Origin of the sequence: Xanthomonas sp. NCPPB 4467, assembly GCF_041475665.2 — a bacterium.
Taxonomy (GTDB): domain Bacteria; phylum Pseudomonadota; class Gammaproteobacteria; order Xanthomonadales; family Xanthomonadaceae; genus Xanthomonas; species Xanthomonas dyei.
This window is the reverse complement of sequence record NZ_CM191260.1, coordinates 3341184-3359358: the sequence shown is the minus strand read 5'-3', so window position 1 is coordinate 3359358 and position 18175 is coordinate 3341184. Positions and strand designations below refer to the sequence as shown.

The 18175-nt window shown below is 65.3% G+C and carries 17 protein-coding genes and 1 other RNA gene; 16 read left to right on the top strand and 2 right to left on the bottom strand.

The genetic code is table 11. The features are described 5' to 3' along the window. Positions 1-57: 57 nt before the first annotated feature. The 9 genes from prmB to ACCQ06_RS14765 all read left to right on the top strand — a co-directional run bounded on the left by prmB (position 58) and on the right by ACCQ06_RS14765 (position 9428). The gene (gene prmB, locus ACCQ06_RS14805) at positions 58-984 is read left to right on the top strand and encodes a 50S ribosomal protein L3 N(5)-glutamine methyltransferase (RefSeq protein ID WP_316686839.1); all 927 of its coding nucleotides are present in this window, start codon (positions 58-60) and stop codon (positions 982-984) included. Next, entirely contained in the window at positions 974-1462 is a 489-nt protein-coding gene (locus ACCQ06_RS14800) for a hypothetical protein (RefSeq protein ID WP_316686838.1), read from the top strand. The genes prmB and ACCQ06_RS14800 overlap by 11 nt, the downstream gene beginning before the upstream one ends. After that, complete coding sequence (gene aroC / locus ACCQ06_RS14795; RefSeq protein WP_316686836.1) at positions 1452-2555, top strand: chorismate synthase; 1104 nt, start codon at positions 1452-1454, stop codon at positions 2553-2555. Before ACCQ06_RS14800 ends, aroC begins: the two co-directional genes overlap by 11 nt. Further along, a complete protein-coding gene (locus ACCQ06_RS14790) occupies positions 2548-3606 on the top strand; it encodes a 2-hydroxyacid dehydrogenase (protein ID WP_316686834.1) in 1059 nt (352 codons plus the stop codon). The genes aroC and ACCQ06_RS14790 overlap by 8 nt, the downstream gene beginning before the upstream one ends. A gap of 84 nt (positions 3607-3690) precedes the next feature. Then, positions 3691-4716, top strand: a complete 1026-nt coding sequence (locus ACCQ06_RS14785) for an aspartate-semialdehyde dehydrogenase (RefSeq protein ID WP_104615884.1) — start codon at positions 3691-3693, stop codon at positions 4714-4716. Positions 4717-5452: 736 nt separating this feature from the next. Next, complete coding sequence (locus tag ACCQ06_RS14780; protein ID WP_316686831.1) at positions 5453-7435, top strand: motility hub landmark protein FimV; 1983 nt, start codon at positions 5453-5455, stop codon at positions 7433-7435. Positions 7436-7443: 8 nt separating this feature from the next. Then, positions 7444-7815 carry a VOC family protein gene (locus tag ACCQ06_RS14775; protein WP_372365825.1) on the top strand — a complete coding sequence of 124 codons (372 nt, stop codon included), beginning with the start codon at positions 7444-7446 and terminating at the stop codon, positions 7813-7815. 174 nt (positions 7816-7989) lie between these two features. Next, complete coding sequence (truA, locus tag ACCQ06_RS14770) at positions 7990-8763, top strand: tRNA pseudouridine(38-40) synthase TruA (protein ID WP_316686827.1); 774 nt, start codon at positions 7990-7992, stop codon at positions 8761-8763. After that, positions 8760-9428, top strand: a complete 669-nt coding sequence (locus ACCQ06_RS14765) for a phosphoribosylanthranilate isomerase (RefSeq protein WP_104615888.1) — start codon at positions 8760-8762, stop codon at positions 9426-9428. Before truA ends, ACCQ06_RS14765 begins: the two co-directional genes overlap by 4 nt. A 400-nt stretch (positions 9429-9828) precedes the next feature. Here ACCQ06_RS14765 and ACCQ06_RS14760 read toward each other — a convergent pair whose 3' ends face one another. Continuing rightward, a complete protein-coding gene (locus tag ACCQ06_RS14760) occupies positions 9829-10755 on the bottom strand; it encodes a LysR family transcriptional regulator (RefSeq protein ID WP_316686825.1) in 927 nt (308 codons plus the stop codon). A 108-nt stretch (positions 10756-10863) separates the two neighbouring features. On the opposite strand from ACCQ06_RS14760, the gene trpB reads away from it, so the two are divergent. From trpB to trpA, 3 genes are read left to right on the top strand one after another with little or no spacing between them, the layout of a single operon-like run. Then, positions 10864-12081, top strand: coding sequence for a tryptophan synthase subunit beta (trpB, locus tag ACCQ06_RS14755; RefSeq protein WP_104615890.1), 1218 nt, complete (start codon positions 10864-10866; stop codon positions 12079-12081). Further along, a complete protein-coding gene (locus ACCQ06_RS14750; RefSeq protein ID WP_228323042.1) occupies positions 12078-12596 on the top strand; it encodes a hypothetical protein in 519 nt (172 codons plus the stop codon). Before trpB ends, ACCQ06_RS14750 begins: the two co-directional genes overlap by 4 nt. Further along, positions 12593-13408 carry a tryptophan synthase subunit alpha gene (gene trpA / locus ACCQ06_RS14745; RefSeq protein WP_316686821.1) on the top strand — a complete coding sequence of 272 codons (816 nt, stop codon included), beginning with the start codon at positions 12593-12595 and terminating at the stop codon, positions 13406-13408. The genes ACCQ06_RS14750 and trpA overlap by 4 nt, the downstream gene beginning before the upstream one ends. A gap of 12 nt (positions 13409-13420) precedes the next feature. On the opposite strand, the gene ACCQ06_RS14740 is transcribed toward trpA, so the two are convergent. Continuing rightward, positions 13421-14173, bottom strand: a complete 753-nt coding sequence (locus ACCQ06_RS14740) for a hypothetical protein (RefSeq protein WP_146091669.1) — start codon at positions 14171-14173, stop codon at positions 13421-13423. 280 nt (positions 14174-14453) lie between these two features. Here ACCQ06_RS14740 and accD point away from each other — a divergent pair, with 280 nt between their 5' ends. The 4 genes from accD (at position 14454) to ACCQ06_RS14720 (ending at position 18026) form a co-directional block, all read left to right on the top strand. Continuing rightward, positions 14454-15338, top strand: a complete 885-nt coding sequence (accD, locus tag ACCQ06_RS14735; protein WP_104615893.1) for an acetyl-CoA carboxylase, carboxyltransferase subunit beta — start codon at positions 14454-14456, stop codon at positions 15336-15338. A 76-nt stretch (positions 15339-15414) separates the two neighbouring features. Then, on the top strand, positions 15415-16764 hold the full coding sequence (gene glmM / locus ACCQ06_RS14730; RefSeq protein WP_104615894.1) for a phosphoglucosamine mutase: 1350 nt from the start codon (positions 15415-15417) through the stop codon (positions 16762-16764). Between the two features lie 113 nt (positions 16765-16877). Continuing rightward, positions 16878-17816, top strand: coding sequence for an isopenicillin N synthase family dioxygenase (locus tag ACCQ06_RS14725; protein WP_104615895.1), 939 nt, complete (start codon positions 16878-16880; stop codon positions 17814-17816). A 133-nt stretch (positions 17817-17949) separates the two neighbouring features. Continuing rightward, positions 17950-18026, top strand: a non-coding RNA gene (locus ACCQ06_RS14720) — sX9 sRNA. Positions 18027-18175: the final 149 nt, after the last annotated feature.

The window sequence follows — 18175 nt, the reverse complement described above, 5'->3', positions numbered from 1 at the left end:
CTCATGATACCGATCCGACCTCTATAATCGTGGGCCGATTCCTTTTTAGTTGTTGCCATGACTGCCGCCGCGGCCGACGAACTGCACACCATCATCGACCTGATCCGCTACGGCACCAGCCGTTTCAACGCAGCCGGTCTCACCTTCGGTCACAGCTACGACAACGCGCTGGACGAAGCCACCCAACTGGTGCTGCACAGCCTGCATCTGCCGCACGACCTGGGCCCGGCGTATGGCCAGGCGCGGCTGCTGCGCGACGAAAAAGAACGCGTGCTGGGCCTTTTCGAGCGCCGCATCACCGAGCGCGTGCCGGCGGCCTATCTGACCGGCGAAGCCTGGTTTGCCGGCCTGAGTTTCAAGAGCGACGCGCGCGCCCTGGTGCCACGCTCGCCGATCGCCGAATTGATCGAAGCCGGCTTCGAGCCCTGGCTGGGCGGCCGCGAAGTCACCCGCGCGCTGGACCTGTGCACCGGTTCGGGCTGCATCGCCATCGCCATGGGCCACTACAACCCGCACTGGGAGGTGGATGGCGTGGATATCAGCGACGACGCGCTGTCGCTGGCCGCCGAAAACAAGGCGCGCCTGCATGCCGACAACGTCACCTTGCTCACGTCCGACCTGTTCACCGGGCTGGCGGGCCGTCAATACGATCTGATCGTCACCAATCCGCCGTACGTGACCAACGACGAGACCGACGCACTGCCGCAGGAGTATTCCTACGAGCCGGAGCTGGGCTTGCGTGCCGGCGACGATGGCCTGGACCTGGTGCTGAAGATCCTGCGCGATGCGCCGCAGCACCTGAGCGAAGACGGCCTGTTGATCTGTGAGGTAGGCGAGTCCGAGCAGCATCTGATCAAGCTGCTGCCGGAAGTGGATCTGGCCTGGGTCGAGTTCAAGGTTGGGCAGATGGGCATCTTTGCGGTGGAATGCCGCGAGTTGATCGCGCACAGCGCGCGCATCACCGAGTTGGCCGATGCGCGCTAAGGCGCCCGCATCGCGTCCGCAGCTGATCGATATCGTGCTGCTGGCGCCGGTGTCCGTCTTCGGGGCGGCCATTCCGTTCGGCCTGCTCGATGTGGTGTTTCGCTTGTTCGACCCGATGTACGGCGGCCCGGCTGCGCAGCGCTGGTTGAGCGCGGCGGCGCAGATCGGCTTTTGGTCGATGGCGTTTTTTGGCCTTGTTTCGGTCTGGATCCTGGCCGGCAGCTCTGATGCGGCATTGCGGGCGAATCGTCGTCATACCTTGATGATTGCACTCGGCTTGTTGTGCGGGATCGGCATTGCGCTCTACCTGCTTGTCGACTGGATGCTCGTTCGTGATGCCGAGCTGGACGTGTTTTTTATGGTGTTCAGCGGGTTGTTGGCAGTCGCACCGATGCTGGTGGCAGCGCGTCATCTGCCGCGCATCGTGCGCGCGCTGCCACCTGCTGCAATGTTGAGAGGATGCCGATATGGGCAGTAACAGTTTCGGCCGCCTGTTGACGGTCACCACCTTCGGCGAATCGCACGGGCCGGCGATCGGCTGCGTTGTCGATGGCTGCCCCCCGGGCCTGGAACTGGCGCCGGAAGAGTTCACCCTGGACCTGCAGCGCCGTGCCAGCGGCAAGAGCCGGCATACCTCGGCACGCCGCGAAGCCGACGAGATCGAGATCCTGTCCGGCGTGTACGAAGGCCGCACCACCGGCACGCCGATCGGGCTGCTGATCCGCAACACCGATCAGCGCAGCAAGGACTACAGCAACATCGCCCAGCAGTTCCGCCCCGGCCACGCGGACTACAGCTACTGGCAGAAATACGGCATCCGCGACCCACGCGGCGGCGGGCGCTCGTCCGCGCGCGAAACCACCATGCGCGTGGCCGCGGGCGTCATCGCCAAGAAGTGGCTCAAGCAGCGCTACGGCGTGCTGGTGCGCGGTTACCTCTCGCAGCTGGGCGAGATCCGCCCGACCGGTTTCGACTGGAATGCGGTCGAAGACAACCCGTTCTTCTGGCCGCACGCCGAGCAGGTGCCGGAGCTGGAAACCTACATGGACGCATTGCGCAAGTCCGGCGATTCGGTCGGTGCGCGCGTGGACGTGGTGGCCGGCGGTGTGCCGGCCGGCTGGGGCGAGCCGATCTACGGCAAGCTCGATGCCGAGCTGGCTGCCGCATTGATGAGCATCAATGCAGTCAAGGGCGTGGAGATCGGCGACGGCTTTGCCAGTGCCGCGCAAAAGGGCACCGAACACCGCGACCTGATCACCCCGGAAGGCTTTCTCAGCAATCACGCTGGCGGCATTCTGGGCGGCATTTCCACCGGCCAGGCGGTGACCGCGTCGATGGTGCTCAAGCCGACTTCCAGCCTGCGCCTGCCCGGTGCGACCGTGGACGCGGACGGCACCGTGGTGGATGTGATCACCACCGGGCGGCACGACCCCTGCGTGGGCATCCGCGCCACCCCGATCGCCGAAGCGATGATGGCCTTGGTGCTGATGGATCAGGCGCTGCGTCATCGCGCGCAATGCGGCGATGTCGGCGAGATCTCGCCGCGCATCCCCGGTCAGATCGATGTCTGAAGCGACACGCCCCAAGGTGTGGGTCAGCCAGCCGCTGTTCGACGACGTCGTCGAACAGCTGGGCGCGCATTTCGCGCTGACCACCACCGAGCGCGTCACCGCGTATTCGTCGCATGAGCTTGCTGCGCACCTGGCCAGCGTCGATGGCGCACTGATCACGCTCAACGAGCGCGTGGGCGCGGCCGAAATCGCATCGGCCGCGCAGCTGCGCGCCATCGCCAATGTCGGTGTGGGCTACAACAATCTGGAGATCGACGCGCTGAGCGCGGCCGGCATCCTGGTCAGCAACACGCCCGACGTGTTGACCGAAACCACCGCCGACCTCGGCTTTGCGTTGTTGATGGCCACCGCGCGCCGTATCACCGAGGCCGAGCGCTGGTTGCGCGACGGGCAATGGGGGCAGTGGTCGTTCAAGACCATGCTTGGCGCCGATATCCACGGCAGTACGCTCGGCATCCTGGGCATGGGTCGGATCGGGCAGGGCATTGCACGCCGCGGCGCGCACGGCTTCGGCATGCGCGTGCTGTATCACAACCGTAGCCGGTTGCCGGCGCAGACCGAGCAGGAGCTCAACGCGCACTACGTCGACCTCGACAGTTTGCTGGCCCAGTCCGATCACCTGGTGCTGGTGCTGCCCTACGGCAAGCAGTCGCATCACATCATCGACGCTGCTGCGTTGGGCAAGATGCGGCCCACCGCCACGCTGGTGAACATCGCGCGCGGCGGCATCGTCGATGAGCTCGCGTTGGCCGATGCGTTGGCCAACGGGCGCCTTGCCGGTGCCGGCCTGGATGTCTACGAAGGCGAGCCTGCGGTGCGCCCGGAGCTGCTGGCGCTGCACAACGTGGTGCTCACCCCGCATATCGGCAGCGCCAGCCTGGCCACGCGCCGTGCGATGGTGCAACTGGCGGTGGACAACCTGATTGCCGCGCTCGGCCATGGCCCCAACGCCGGGCATCCGCCGAGCGCGCTCAATGCCGATGCGATCGCAGCCGCCAAACGCGGCGGTACGATCGTGGACGCCAGCAAAACCGGCGCGACCAAACGATAGGGAACCTCCACAGCCAGCGTTGGAGGTTCCCCGAACCCACGCGCAGCGCGTTCCCCTCTTCACTCTTTCGATAAAGACATTCTCATGAGCAACGAAAACCGTCGTTTCAATGTCGCGGTCGTGGGCGCCACCGGCGCTGTCGGCGAAACCATGCTGAGCATCCTGGCCGAGCGCAACTTTCCGGTCGCCAACTTGTACGCGCTGGCCTCGGCGCGCTCGGCCGGTGGGCAGGTCGAGTTCAATGGCGGCAAGGTCGACGTGCTGGATCTGGCCGACTTCGACCCGACCGGCGTGGACATCGCGCTGTTCTCCGCAGGCGGCAGCGTGTCCAAGGAATACGGCCCCAAGTTCGCCGCGGCCGGCGCGGTGGTGATCGATAATTCCTCCGCGTTCCGCTACGACGACGATGTGCCGCTGGTGGTGTCGGAAGTCAATCCCGAAGCGCTCAAGCAGCGCCCGCGCGGCATCATCGCCAATCCCAATTGCTCGACCATGCAGATGCTGGTGGCGCTGGGGCCGATTCACCGCAAGTACGGCATCGAGCGCATCAACGTGGCGACCTACCAGTCGGTGTCCGGCGGCGGCCGCTCGGCGATGGAAGAACTGGGCAAGCAGACCAGCGAGCTGTTGAGCTTCCAGCAAATCGACCCGCAGCGCTTCCCGGTGCAGATCGCTTTCAATCTGATCCCGCACATCGACGACTTCCAGGACAACGGTTACACCAAGGAGGAGATGAAGCTGGTCTGGGAGACCCGCAAGATCCTGGGCGACGAGAACATCCAGGTGAATCCCACCGCGGTACGCGTGCCGGTGTTCTTCGGCCACTCCGAAGCGGTCGCCATCGAGACCCGCGAAAAGATCACCGTCGAAGCCGCGCGCGCGCTGCTGGAAGCCTCGCCGGGCGTGGAAGTGGTGGACGAGCACAAGGCGGGCGGCTACCCGACGCCGGTGACACATGCCTCGGGCAAGGATGCAGTGTTCGTCGGCCGTATTCGTGAGGACTTCTCGCACCCGCGTGGTCTCAATCTGTGGATCGTCTCCGACAATATCCGCAAGGGCGCCGCACTCAACGCCGTGCAGCTGGCTGAACTGGTCGCACAGGAAGGTTGATCCACTGCCCTGTAGGAGCGCGCCTGAGCGCGAAGGCTGTCCCTCTGACGGCTCGTCGCGCCCAGGTGCGCTCCTGCACGAGCCGGTGGTTTTGGCCGTCAACGATCTGGTGGGTTGGTAACGGAGTGTCCTGCGTAGAGGGGCACTTGTATGGGGCATGCATTCCCTGCAACTACCTTCGAAGTAACGCACCTGACCGGTCTGGTCGCACAGGAAAGCCGATCCACCTGCCGTGTAGGAGCGCGCCTGAGCGCGAGGGCTGTCCCTGTGACGGTTCATCGCGCACAGCTGCGCTCCTATACGAGCTGGTGGGTTGAAGCTTTTGACGATCTAGTGTCGGGGGAAAAAAGTGCCAGTCGTAAGAGGGTGCTTGCAGGTGACATGCATTGGCGGCGAAGACTGATCGCAGTGCACTGCACTGCACTGCACTTCGCTTTCGAATGAAGCCCGGGTTGGCCCAACTCGTGAAGGTCCGGCCGCGATCGATCTCTGCACAAGCCGATATCGATCGAGGCAGCAGTCGAAGCTGCTGCGCTCTACGCGCACCCCGCAGCAGCCGCAGCAGGTGTTCTTCCTTCTTAAGTGATGGGCTGATCGGTCTACCGATTCACCGCCCGCAGCTGCGCCGATGTCGCATTGCGGCATCGCAAGCGCGGCGCATGCGCGAGGCACGAACGACTTTTTCGCTCATTCAGCGGCTATATTGATGCCCATGACACATAGGGGCAGGGGCGCGATGCGTCCGATACAAGGGATAGGTGCGTTGCTGCTGATGGCATGCAGCGGCGCCGCCATGGCGTTGGGCTTGGGCGATATCCGGGTGCTGTCCAAACCCGGGCAACCGTTGGTGGCCGAGATTCCGGTCATTTCCAACGAGCCGGGCGAGCTCGACAACGCACGTGTGGCGCTGGCGTCGGCGACCACCTTTGCGCGCGTCGGGCTGGAGCGGCCGCAAGGACTGGTCAGCAGCCTGCAGTTCCAGTTCGCGCAGGACGCGCGCGGGCGTGCGGTAATCCGCGTGACCAGCAGTCAGCCGGTGGACCAGCCAGCGATCAATTTTTTGATCGAAGTGGAGTGGAGCCAGGGCCGTCTGGTACGCGAATATGCCGCGTTGGTCGATGCGCCCAACACCGCTGCCGCGATTGCCGAACCGGCCATCGATGCGCCGCGTGCCGGCGCCAGCAACACCATTGCACGCGAGATTGCACGCGAGCCGGCGGCGGCTCCGGCGGTGGAACGCGCTGACCGGGACGCTGGCGCTGCGCCTGCGCCGACGCGTGCCGCCGCAACCGCGCCCGCTGCCACGCAGGCCGGCGATGCATTGCCGGCCGTGCGCTCGGGCCAGACCTTGTCGGAAATTGCAGCGGGCCTGGCACGCTCCAGCGGGCATTCGCTGGATCAGACCATGCTGGCGTTGCTGCGGACCAATCCGGACGCCTTCGTCAACGGCAACATCAATCGCTTGAAACAGGGCGTCGTGTTGCGCACGCCGCAAGAAGACGCGCTGGCGCAGGTGGGTGCGGCCGAAGCGGCGGTGATGGTGCGCGAGCAGGCTGCCCAGTGGCGGCAGGTGCGCTCGGCCATTCCGCAGCCTGCCGATGCCGGTGCGGCTGCTGCAGCGACGCCTGCCCCTGCCGCACCGGCGGCATCCACCGCGGCCGGTGCCGGCGCGCGGCTCGAAATCGCCCCGGCAGTGGCGAGTCAGACCAACACCGCCGGCGCCACGTCCGGCACCAGTGCCGAAGGCGAGGGCGAGATGGCGGCCAACCAACAGTTGCAACAGGCCAAGGAAGACATCGCCACCCGCGATGCGGAATTGCAGGACCTGCGCTCGCGCGTGGCCGATCTGGAAAAGCTCAAGCAGCAACAGCAAGCCTTGATCGCCATGAAGGACACCGACCTGGCAGCCGCGCAGAAGCGTCTGGCCGATGCGCCGCAGACCACCCCGCAAGGCGGCGGCTTTCCGCTGTGGTTGATCGGAGCGCTGGTGCTGATCGTGGCGGCCGTGGTCGCATGGCTGGCGGCGCGTCGGCGCAAACCCTCGCCGCTGCCGCCGTTGCCGCGCCGGCAGTTCGACTTCGCACCGCCCCTGGCTCCAGTGGAGACCACCGAGCAGCAGGACGACCCGCAGGCCACCGAGCCCAGCGAGCACGATGTGCTGCATGAAACCGAATTCGAACAGGCCAACCTGCGCGAAGACGAGCGCGCCCATGATGCGCAAACGCCGCTGTCGGACGTGTTGCGTCGCGAACCACTGCTGTCCGAACCGGTGGCTATGGCTCCAGTGATCAACAGCGACGAATGGCGTGCGCTGCGTGCAGCCCCGCCGGCGCCGGTGGCGGAGCTCGAAGTGGCCTATCAGGAACCTGAGGTTGCTCAGGACTCTGATGTGTCGTCGCCGCAGATCGAACCGCAGTACGCCCTTGGCGAGCGCCCATCGGCGCCAGCGGCCGCCTCTGTCCAGGACGGCTTCGACTTCAATCACGTGCTGCAGCATCCCGACGATGTCGAGCAGGCCCCGGCCGTCCCGGTGGGGACGCCCAACGCGGTGAGTCAGAGGGAATTCGCCTCGGCCGGGCGTGATCGCCTGGAATTGGCGGTGGCCTACATGGACCTGGGCGACAAGGACACCGCACGCGGTCTGTTGCTCGAAGTCGCTGCCACCGGCGATGACGCCACTCGCGCCGAAGCGGCCCAGTTGCTGGAGCGGCTGACGTGAGTCCGGCCATGGATAGCATGGCGGTGCGCGAGCGCCGGATCGATTACGTGGAGTTCGCCTCCATCGATCCCGACGCCAGCCGGGCCTTCTTCGAAACCGTGTTCGGCTGGCAGTTTCAGGCCTATGGCCCGGACTACCTGGCCTTCAACGATGGCCGTCTGGACGGGGGCTTTTATCGCACCACGGTGCCCGCCCCGGCAGAAGGTGGCCCGTTGGTGGTGCTGTATGCCGACGACCTGGCCCCGATGCTGGAGCGCGTGCGCGCGGCAGGCGGCGAGATCGTCAAGCCGGTGTTCGGCTTTCCCGGTGGCAGCCGGTTTCATTTCCGCGAGCCCGGCGGCAGCACGCTGGCGGTGTGGTCCGAGCGCGCCGCGGCTTGACGCCAGCCGTCGAGGATGGCGTGTCGCCGACAAACGCTGTCGGCGAGTGGCCGGCTGTACCATGCACCGGCAGCATCCGTAGCGCGCTGTCGGCATCATTGCTTCACTGCGCGCTTAGCGGTTCGCAACAGGTGATGCAGACGCTTCACCGATTCAATCAACAGGCAGGTACCGATGCGTTACGCGCTGGGCGTGGAGTACGACGGCAGCGAGTTTCAGGGCTGGCAGCAGTTGGGCGAGCACGGCGGGCCGAGTGTGCAGGCCAGCGTGCAGGCAGCGTTGTCGTCGGTCGCCGACGCGCCGATCCAGGTGGTGTGCGCGGGTCGCACCGATGCCGGCGTCCATGGCGAATGCCAGGTGGTGCATTTCGACAGCGACGCGCGGCGCGAACCGCGTGGCTGGATGCTGGGCACCACCGCGCGCCTGCCGCCGTCGATCGCAGTGCGCTGGTGCGTGCCGGCCGCCGACGATTTTCATGCGCGGTTTTCCGCGCGTGCGCGCCGCTATCGCTACCGCCTGCTGAATCGTCAGATCCGCCCGGCGCTGTATCGACAGACGCTGAGCTGGGAGCGTCGGCCGCTCGATGCCGAGGCCATGCATACCGCCGCGCAGGCGCTATTGGGCGAAAACGACTTCAGCGCCTTCCGTAGCGTGCAGTGCCAGGCACTGCATGCGCGCCGCAACCTGCAGGCCATCACCGTGCAGCGCATCGGCGAGGTCGTGGAGGTGCAGGTACAGGCCAATGCATTCCTTCATCACATGGTGCGGAATATTGTTGGCTCGCTGATTTTGATCGGAACCGGCGAGCAACCGACCGACTGGATCGCGACGTTGCTCGCCGGGCGCGACCGCACGGTTGCCGGGCCGACAGCGCCGCCACAAGGCCTGGTGTTTATCGGGCCTCTGTATCCTGCAGAGTGGCATCTGCCTGCCGAGGTGACCCAATGAATCGATCGCTGTACCGCACCCGTATCAAGTTCTGTGGCATGACCCGGGCCGGAGACATCCGACTGGCCGGGGAGCTGGGTGTGGACGCGGTGGGTTTCATCTTCGCGCACGGCAGCCCGCGCCGCGTGGCGCCCGCCGAAGCGCGCGCAATGCGCCAGGCCACCGCGCCGATGGTCGATGTGGTGGCCTTGTTCCGCAACAACTCCAAGGAAGAAGTGCGCGAGGTGGTGCGTACCGTGCGCCCGACGCTGCTGCAATTCCACGGCGAGGAAGACGACGCGTTCTGCCGCAGCTTCAATCTGCCCTACCTCAAGGCGGTGCCGATGGGCAGCGCCGGGGTGAACGGCGAGGACGCCAACGCCCGCACCTTGCAACTGGCCTTTCCCAATACGGCCGGCTTCCTGTTCGACAGCCATGCGCCTGGCGCCGGCGGCGGCACCGGCAAGACGTTCGACTGGTCGCGCCTGCCCACCGGGTTGCATCGCCCGTTCCTGCTTGCCGGCGGCATCACGGCCGACAATGTGTTCGACGCGATCGTTGCCACGTTGCCGTGGGGCGTGGATGTGTCCAGTGGCGTGGAGCTGGCCCCCGGCATCAAGGACGGCCACAAGATGCGCAAGTTCGTGGAAGAAGTGCGGCGAGCCGATTGCCACGAGATGTCGTAGGTTGGGGATTGGTGAGTTGGGATTGGGGATTGGTAAGAGCGGGCTTGCTGCGCCGGTGTGATCGGTTGTGGACGGCTGCTGGTGGCTCGTGTTTGTTAATGGCGAGCGGTCGCACCCAGTCATTCGTTCATTCGCCACCTGGCCGTCTGCCCAGACTCTTTGATCCCTGCAAATTCCTTGAGCCGCTGCGCTCGTCTTGTAACGCGCGCAGCCGGCTTCAGTGCAGCTGATAAAGCTGCTGCGCTCACCGTCGGCAGGAGCGTCCGCTGCTCGTTGCGGCATGCAAGACGCGTGCCCTCCGGTTCAAAGCGTGCCGTCCACACCCATTCCCACGACTACTCGTTACGGTTCGTTAGCCGCGCTTGCGCATTGCTTGGCGAGGCGATTTCGTGATGGAAGCTCAGGCTTCTCCCGTACTCGGCGTCGTTGGCGTGAACTGATCCTTGGCCAATGCCTCGCCTAGCCAGCCGGCAAGGCGTTCGATGCGTGGGTCCGGATTGCGCCTGGCGGCGCACAGCACCCAGCGCCCGCGTGTGACGGTGAATCCCCACGGCGCCAGCAGGCGCCCGGCCGCCAGATCGGCAGCAACCAGCGGGTAGGGGGCGATTGCGATGCCCAGGCCGGCGGCTGCAGCTTCCAGCAAATACACCAGATGCTCGAACTCGGTGCCGAAGCGCAGCGCGTCGGGCGCCACGCCATGCGCCTGCGCCCATTCCAGCCAGGCTTGCGGTCGCGAACGCGTGTGCAGCAGGCGGTGGTCGCGCAGGGCGCCCGGAGATTTTCCGTCGATCTGCAACGCGCTGGCCAGCTGCGGACTCAGCACCGGGCCGATCCATTCCACGCCCAGCTCGTGCACCTGCCATTCGCCGGGCCACGGCGGGGTGTCCAACAGCAAGGCGGCGTCCAGGCCGTCCAGGTCCGGGCCGGGCGGTTGTTCGTTGGCCGACAGGTGCAGGCGCAGGTCGGGCAGGTCGCGCTGCAGCAGGCCGAGTCGCGGAATCACCCAGCGCGCCAGCAGGCTGCCGGAGCAGCCCAGCACCAGCGGGGCCTCGCTGGCCGGGCGTCGCAACGCGGCCCAGGTATCGGCGATCAGCGCGAAGCCCTCGCCGGTAGCATCGCGCAGGCGGGCGCCCGCAGCCGTCAGCACCAGGCCGCGACCCTGGCGGGCGAACAACGCCGCGCCCAGCGCCTGTTCCAGCGAACGGACGTGGCGGCTGATGGCGCCATGGGTGACGTGCAGTTCCTGCGCGGCGCGGCTGACGCTTTGCAGGCGTGCGGCGGCCTCGAAGGCGCGCAGCGCCGCCAACGGTGGAAGCACGGTGTTCATGTGTGAGTCCAGATCACAGGTTGCGGCAATCTTATCGATTTATCGCGCTGCCCGGCTGCGGTAAGGTGACGGCTTCGCGTATGACCGCATTCGCTGCAGAGGATCTCCATGTCGGCCCAGCCCATCAGTGACTTTTACGCCTATCCGGATGCTGCCGGCCATTTCGGCAAGTTCGGCGGCCGGTTTGTCGCCGAAACCTTGATCGGCCCGTTGCAGGAACTCTCTGCCGCCTACGATCAGGCGCGTCAGGACCCGGCGTTCATCGCCGAATACGACAAGGACCTCAAGCATTACGTCGGCCGGCCCAGCCCGATCTACCATGCCGAGCGGCTCAGTCGCGAGGTGGGCGGAGCGCAAATCCTGCTCAAGCGCGAAGACCTGAACCACACCGGCGCGCACAAGATCAACAACACCATCGGTCAGGCCCAGCTGGCCAGCCGCATGGGCAAGACCCGCATCATCGCCGAGACCGGCGCCGGCCAGCACGGCGTGGCCAGTGCCACGGTGGCGGCACGGCTGGGCCTGGAGTGCGTGGTCTACATGGGCGCCACCGACATCGAACGGCAGAAGATCAACGTCTACCGGATGCAGCTGCTGGGCGCGAAGGTGATTCCGGTGACCTCCGGCTCGGCCACGCTCAAGGACGCGCTCAACGAAGCGATGCGCGACTGGGTCACCAATGTGCGCGACACCTTCTACATCATCGGCACGGTGGCCGGCCCGGACCCGTATCCGCGCATGGTGCGCGACTTCAACGCGATCGTGGGCCGCGAAGCACGTGAGCAGATGCTGCAGGACTACGGCCGCCTGCCGGATGCGATCAGCGCCTGCGTCGGTGGCGGCAGCAATGCCATCGGCCTGTTCCACGCGTTTCTCAACGACCCCGGCGTCAAGATCTACGGCGCCGAAGCCGCCGGCGACGGCATCGCCACCGGCCGCCATGCCGCGTCCATCGCTGCCGGACGCCCCGGCGTGTTGCACGGCAACCGCACCTACGTGATCTGCGACGACGACGGCCAGATCACCGAAACCCATTCGATCTCCGCCGGCCTGGATTACCCCGGCGTCGGGCCCGAGCACGCGTTTTTGTCCGACAGTGGGCGCGCCGTGTATCAGGGCATCACCGATGACGAGGCGATGGCCGCCTTTCATCTGCTGGCGCACACCGAGGGCATTCTCGCGGCGCTGGAATCCAGCCACGCAGTGGCGCAGTCGATCAAGCTGGCGCGCGAGATGCCCAAGGACGCGCTGATCCTGTGCAACCTGTCCGGGCGTGGCGACAAGGATGTGCACACCATCGCCGCGCGCGAGGGCATGGTGCTGTGATCGCAGCGCAGATGCGCACGCTGGGCGGTGGTGTGGCACTGCTGTGCATGTCTGCGCTGGCCTGTGCTGCTCCGCCTGCGCCCGCGCTGGATCGCAGTGGTGCGGTGCGCATTGGCCAGCGCTTCAGTGAGCTGGAGCCACGTGCGCACTGGGCACTGCTCAACGCGGGGCCTCTTGGACAGTGCGGCCATGTGGAAGGTGGGCTGTTGCCCAGCGGCGTGGCGATGATGGTCGAAGCCGATCGCATCGTCCGTTTTGACATCAACGACCCCGGCGCGGTGGGCCCGTTCGGCATCCAGGTGGGCGACAGCGAAGCCGATGCGCGGGCGCGCCTGCCGGCGGGCTACAGCGTCCAACCGCATAAATACGGCCGCGACGGCGGCAACGATCTTTATCTGACGTGGCGCGACCCGCAAGGCGAGTTCGCCGTTCGCTATGAAACCGGAGAAGGCACTGTGACATCGATGTATTGGGGACGCTGGGACGCCGTGCAACTGGTGGAGGGCTGCGCATGAGCCGCGCGCCAGACCGTATCGCTGCGCGGTTTGACGCCCTGCGTCAGGCCGGCCGCAAGGCACTGATTCCTTTCATCACTGCCGGCGACCCATCGCTGGAAGCTACCGTGCCGGTGATGCACGCGCTGGTGCGCGCCGGTGCCGACGTGATCGAACTGGGCGTTCCGTTTTCCGACCCGATGGCCGATGGCCCCACTATCCAGCGCAGCTCCGAGCGTGCGCTGGGGCGTGGCGCCGGCCTGGCCTACGTGCTGGAAGCGGTGCACGAATTCCGCCGCGAAGACGTCACCACCCCGGTGGTGCTGATGGGCTACCTCAACCCGATCGAAATCCACGGCACGCGCCGCTTCGCCGAAGCCGCCGTCGCTGCCGGTGTGGATGGCGTGCTGCTGGTCGACCTGCCGCCGGAAGAGGCAGCAGAAACCCGCGAAATCTTCACCGAGGTCGGACTGGCGCTGATCGCGCTGGCCTCGCCGACCACCAGCGAGCAACGCCTGGACATGTTGTGCAGCACCGCGCAGGGCTATCTGTACTACGTCAGCTTTGCCGGCGTGACCGGCGCGTCGAATCTGCTCGATACCCACGCCGCCAGCGACCGCCTGCGCCAGCTGCGCCAACGCGCCGGCGCGCCGGTGGTGGCGGGATTCGGCATCAAGGACGCTGCCAGCGCCGCTGCGATGGCGGTCGATGCTGATGGTGTCGTGGTCGGCAGCGCGCTGGTCGCGGCCCTGGCCGAAGCCGAGGATGTGCGCAGCGCCCGCGAATGCGCCGAAGCCTTCCTGGCCCCGCTGCGGCAGGCGCTGGACCGTTGATGTGCAATGCGATCAATAAGTCATGCTGCAGGTTGCGCAGGCAGCTGCATTGCATACCTTAACCCCGAAATTGGACTCAGCCTTGCAACTTCCGCCGCTGGTGCAACTACATTTTACTGCGGCAGAAGGGACCTGAATGGATTGGCTTGCCAGCAAGCCTAGTGCCATATTCTCAGTTGCAGAGCCAGTCATGGGGATCTGATAGCCATCGGGGATATCCATCGGTGCGACATAGCCATATACGCGGATCCACACGGCATCGCGCCCGCCAGCTTCCACCGGAATGCCCAGGGTCTTTTTGAATGCAAGTAGATCCTTTCTAACATCGGGCACCGACAAAAAGCGGGCATCGACCCGCGGCAAGCGTTTGATTTCATCAGCACTGGCGAAGGTTACGCCGATTTGATCTTGCGGAACCGGATACATAGCTGTGCTTCCGCCACGGTTGCATTGTGTGCAGTCTGAGCTCATTGCGCAGAAAGTCTGGCCATTGGGAAGTAACGTGGGGCTGCATCCAGATCCTCCAGGACATGCGCAGGTCAGGACAGCGGTCGGACTGATTTCCCAGACACCTTTTTCCTGGGTAAACATGAACCAGCCAGCAGGCACCCTTATTGTCATCGAGCCATCTGGATTGATGTGCGACGTCGTCTTGCTTGGAAGCGGTGCGCTGGTCTCGGTCCCGCACATCTTTACCTGGGCTTGGCTGCTACCGGTAACGGAGACCAGGAGTAAGAGAGCTGCAATGCATGCCGGGGTTTTCATGATCGATCCTTGTTCACTGAGGCTGCTAGGAGGCTTGTTCCGTTTGTGCGATGCGCATTTAAGCAGGCGTATGGTTGCTGAAGCACTCCAGCCTCGATCCCTGGGTGCCAAGTCGCTGATACCATAATCGTGTTGCTTGTAAAAGCCTGTGCCGATGGGCGGCTGTCCGCTTGACTATCTTGTTGGTGTTTCGCCGCGTAGCTCTCTGAAAGCGTCGGGCGCCGGGCTGGTTTACACTCCGCATTCTGATGCCCCATAGGGGGTGCTTTTACGGAATCGAATGAGCTGGCTCAGCAAATTGATGCCCTCCGGCATCCGCACCGAGAACACCCCGGCCAAGAAGCGCAGCGTTCCCGAGGGTCTGTGGGAAAAGTGCAGCAACTGCGGCAGCGCGCTGTACGGCCCGGAGCTTGAGGAGAACCTGGAGGTGTGTCCGAAGTGTGACCACCACATGGCCATTCGCGCGCGCGCGCGCCTGAACTCGCTGTTCGACCCGGAAACCGCGACGACCGAAATCGCCGCCCAGCTGAGTCCGGTCGACGTGCTCAAGTTCAAGGACCAGAAGCGCTACGGCGAACGCATCAAGGCCAGCCAAAAGGCCAGCGGTGAGTACGACGCGCTGATCGCCATGCGCGGCACGCTCAAGGGCAACCCGCTGGTCGCCGCCGCCTTCGATTTTCCCTTCATGGGCGGCTCGATGGGCTCGGTGGTCGGCGAGCGCTTTGCGCGTGCGGCCGAAGTGGCGCTGGAAGTGGGCTGCCCGTTCGTGTGCTTCTCCGCCAGCGGCGGCGCGCGCATGCAGGAGGGTCTGTTTTCGCTAATGCAGATGGCCAAGACTTCCGCAGCGCTCGGTCGCCTGCGCGAAGCCGGCTTGCCGTACATCTCGGTGCTGACCCATCCCACCACCGGTGGCGTGTCTGCGTCGTTCGCGATGCTCGGCGATATCAACATCGCCGAACCGCATGCATTGATCGGCTTCGCCGGCCCGCGCGTGATCGAACAGACCGTGCGCGAAACGTTGCCGGAAGGCTTTCAGCGTTCGGAATTCCTGCTCGACCACGGCGCCATCGACCAGATCTGCGACCGTCGCGAGATGCGCGACCGCATTGCCGACCTGACCGCGATGATGATGCGTCAGGCACGTCCGCAAGAGGCGGTAGCGTGAGGGCTGTGATGACGGCAGGGCTGAGGATCTGCGCCCGGACGTTCGCCAACGGCGCGCGCTGCCGGGTGGCTGCGCTGTGAGCACCCGCAAATACTTCGGCACCGACGGCATCCGCGGTCGGGTCGGGCAGGGCGTCATTTCTGCCGATTTCGTGCTGCGCCTGGGCAATGCGCTCGGCCGCGTGCTCACGCAAGGTCGCAGCAAGCGTCCACTGGTGTTGATCGGCAAGGACACCCGCATTTCCGGCTATATGTTCGAAGCCGCGTTGGAAGCCGGCCTGGTCGCTGCAGGCGCCGATGTGCAGATGATCGGCCCGATGCCGACGCCCGCCATTGCGTTCTTGACCAGCACCTTGCGCGCCGATGCCGGCGTGGTGATCAGCGCCTCGCACAACCCGCATTACGACAACGGCATCAAGTTCTTCTCCGCCGAGGGCGAAAAGCTCGATGACGCGACCGAAGCGGCGATCGAAGCCGCGTTGGACGAGCCGTTCCATACCGTGGAATCCGAGCGCCTGGGCAAGGCGATCCGCACCCGCGATGCGATCGGCCGTTACATCGAATTCTGCAAGGCCAGCGTGGCGCGCGGCTTCACCTTGCATGGCCTGAAAATGGTGCTGGATTGCGCGCACGGCGCCACCTATCACATTGCGCCGATGCTGTTCCGCGAGCTCGGTGCCGAGGTGGTGGTGATCGGTGCGGCGCCGGACGGGCTCAATATCAATGATGGCGTCGGCTCCACGCATATCGACAATCTTGCCGCCAAGGTGCGGCAGAGCGGTGCGCATCTGGGCATCGCCTTCGATGGCGACGGCGATCGCGTGCTGATGGCCGACGACCAGGGCAACCCGGTCGATGGCGACGATCTGCTGTATCTCCTGGCGCGCTCGTGGCAGGCCAGCGGCCGGCTCACCGGCACCGTGGTCGGGACCTTGATGACCAATTACGGCCTGGAGCCGGCATTGGCCGCGCTGCAGATTCCGTTCCAGCGGGCCAAGGTGGGCGATCGCTACGTGCATCAGGCGCTGGTCGAAGGCGGCGGCACGCTGGGCGGAGAGACCTCCGGTCATTTGCTGTGCCTGGACCGCGCCAGCACCGGCGACGGCATCGTCAGCGCGCTGCAGGTGCTCGAAGCGCTGGGCCGCGATGGGCACAGCCTTCGTCAAGCGCTGAGCGGCTTGGCCAAGGTGCCGCAAAAGACCGTGAATGTGCGTCTGGATGGCGGCGCGGCCAAGGCCATCGTCGAAGCGCCCGGCGTGCAGCAGGCGCTGCAGCAGGCGCAAGCCGCCGTGCAGGGGCGTGGGCGTGCGTTCCTGCGTCCGTCCGGCACCGAGCCGGTGGTGCGCGTGACCGTGGAAGCCGACGACGCCGGTCTGATGCAGGACACGCTCGACAGACTGTCCGGAGCGGTGCGTGACGCGGCGTGAGTCGCTGATCATTGGCGTCTGCGTCGTGGTTGCCAAGGCCGCGACGTTCTACCTGTTGTATCGCCTGCTGATCTGATCGGCGGGCCTTCTCTCACTTCGACCAAGATATTCGTATGAGCGCGCGCATCCCCACCCTGGACATCACCCGTTTCGATACCGATCGCGACGCTTTCGTCGCCGAACTCGGTGCGGCCTACCGCCAGTGGGGCTTTGCCGGCATCCGCAATCACGGCATTGCGCAGACCGAGATCGACGCGGCCTACGACGTGTTCAAGGCATTTTTCGCGTTGCCCGAAGAGGTCAAGCGCCGCTATCACGTGCCGGGCAGTGGCGGCGCACGTGGCTACACCGCCTTTGGCGTGGAAACCGCCAAGGACTCCAAGCACTTCGATCTGAAGGAGTTCTGGCACATCGGTCGCGAGATTCCGGACGATTCGCCGTACCGCGACGTGATGGCGCCGAACCTGTGGCCGGAAGAAGTCCCCGGATTCCGCGAGCGTGGCTACCAGCTGTATCAGCGGCTCGATCAGCTGGGCTCGCGCGTGCTTTCGGCATTGGCGCTGCACATCGGCCTGCCGCAAAACTATTTTGTCGACAAGACCAACAACGGCAATTCGATCCTGCGGCCGATCCACTACCCGCCGATCACCAGCGACGACATTCCCAATGTGCGCGCCGGTGCGCATGGCGACATCAACTTCATCACCTTGCTGGTCGGTGCAAGCGCGGCCGGTCTGGAAGTGCGTTCCAACGACGGCGAGTGGGTGCCGTTCACCGCCGACGCCGACACCATCGTGGTCAATATCGGCGACATGCTGCAGCGCCTGACCAACCACGTGTATCCGTCCACAATTCACCGCGTGGTGAATCCGCCGGGCGAGGCGGCGCGCAAGCCACGCTATTCGGTGCCGTTTTTCCTGCACCCGAATCCGGACTTCCTGATCGACGTGCTGCCCTCGTGCATCAGCGCCGACAATCCCAGCCGCTATCCCGAGCCGATTACCGCACATGGGTTCCTGGAAGAGCGCCTGCGCGAGATCAAGTTGAAGTAGCCGGCAGCGGTGGTGACCGCTTGGCGTCTGGCGCCTCCATCGCTAGCTACGCAATGCGTGGTTGATGGTTAAGAGCAGCCAACAAAAGGACTGTGCTCACCGCCAGGTGGGCGCGGCCCTTGCTTGGTGCGGCATGGTCCATGCGTGCATTCCGGTTCTGAACGCGCCGTCCACACCCACCTGACGACTGTGCGCTGCGTTTTGTGAGCCGCTCTAAGCGGCATATGGACGCGTCCGCAGCATGTGCCATGACCAACGCCACACTTCTGTTCATAAAATTCCACTCGTGTCTGATTAAAGCTTGCGTTCACCCGCGCCGATAACCAGTCTGATCGCTAGCGCGACGTCGGATTCGCCTG

Bases quoted from the DNA above. Each gene is read 5' to 3' on its own strand.
- prmB (WP_316686839.1), top strand. From the start codon at position 58: ATGACTGCCGCCGCGGCCGACGAACTGCACACCATCATCGACCTGATC.
- ACCQ06_RS14800 (WP_316686838.1), top strand. From the start codon at position 974: ATGCGCGCTAAGGCGCCCGCATCGCGTCCGCAGCTGATCGATATCGTG.
- aroC (WP_316686836.1), top strand. From the start codon at position 1,452: ATGGGCAGTAACAGTTTCGGCCGCCTGTTGACGGTCACCACCTTCGGC.
- ACCQ06_RS14790 (WP_316686834.1), top strand. From the start codon at position 2,548: ATGTCTGAAGCGACACGCCCCAAGGTGTGGGTCAGCCAGCCGCTGTTC.
- ACCQ06_RS14785 (WP_104615884.1), top strand. From the start codon at position 3,691: ATGAGCAACGAAAACCGTCGTTTCAATGTCGCGGTCGTGGGCGCCACC.
- ACCQ06_RS14780 (WP_316686831.1), top strand. From the start codon at position 5,453: ATGCGTCCGATACAAGGGATAGGTGCGTTGCTGCTGATGGCATGCAGC.
- ACCQ06_RS14775 (WP_372365825.1), top strand. From the start codon at position 7,444: ATGGATAGCATGGCGGTGCGCGAGCGCCGGATCGATTACGTGGAGTTC.
- truA (WP_316686827.1), top strand. From the start codon at position 7,990: ATGCGTTACGCGCTGGGCGTGGAGTACGACGGCAGCGAGTTTCAGGGC.
- ACCQ06_RS14765 (WP_104615888.1), top strand. From the start codon at position 8,760: ATGAATCGATCGCTGTACCGCACCCGTATCAAGTTCTGTGGCATGACC.
- ACCQ06_RS14760 (WP_316686825.1), bottom strand. From the start codon at position 10,755: ATGAACACCGTGCTTCCACCGTTGGCGGCGCTGCGCGCCTTCGAGGCC.
- trpB (WP_104615890.1), top strand. From the start codon at position 10,864: ATGTCGGCCCAGCCCATCAGTGACTTTTACGCCTATCCGGATGCTGCC.
- trpA (WP_316686821.1), top strand. From the start codon at position 12,593: ATGAGCCGCGCGCCAGACCGTATCGCTGCGCGGTTTGACGCCCTGCGT.
- ACCQ06_RS14740 (WP_146091669.1), bottom strand. From the start codon at position 14,173: ATGAAAACCCCGGCATGCATTGCAGCTCTCTTACTCCTGGTCTCCGTT.
- accD (WP_104615893.1), top strand. From the start codon at position 14,454: ATGAGCTGGCTCAGCAAATTGATGCCCTCCGGCATCCGCACCGAGAAC.
- ACCQ06_RS14725 (WP_104615895.1), top strand. From the start codon at position 16,878: ATGAGCGCGCGCATCCCCACCCTGGACATCACCCGTTTCGATACCGAT.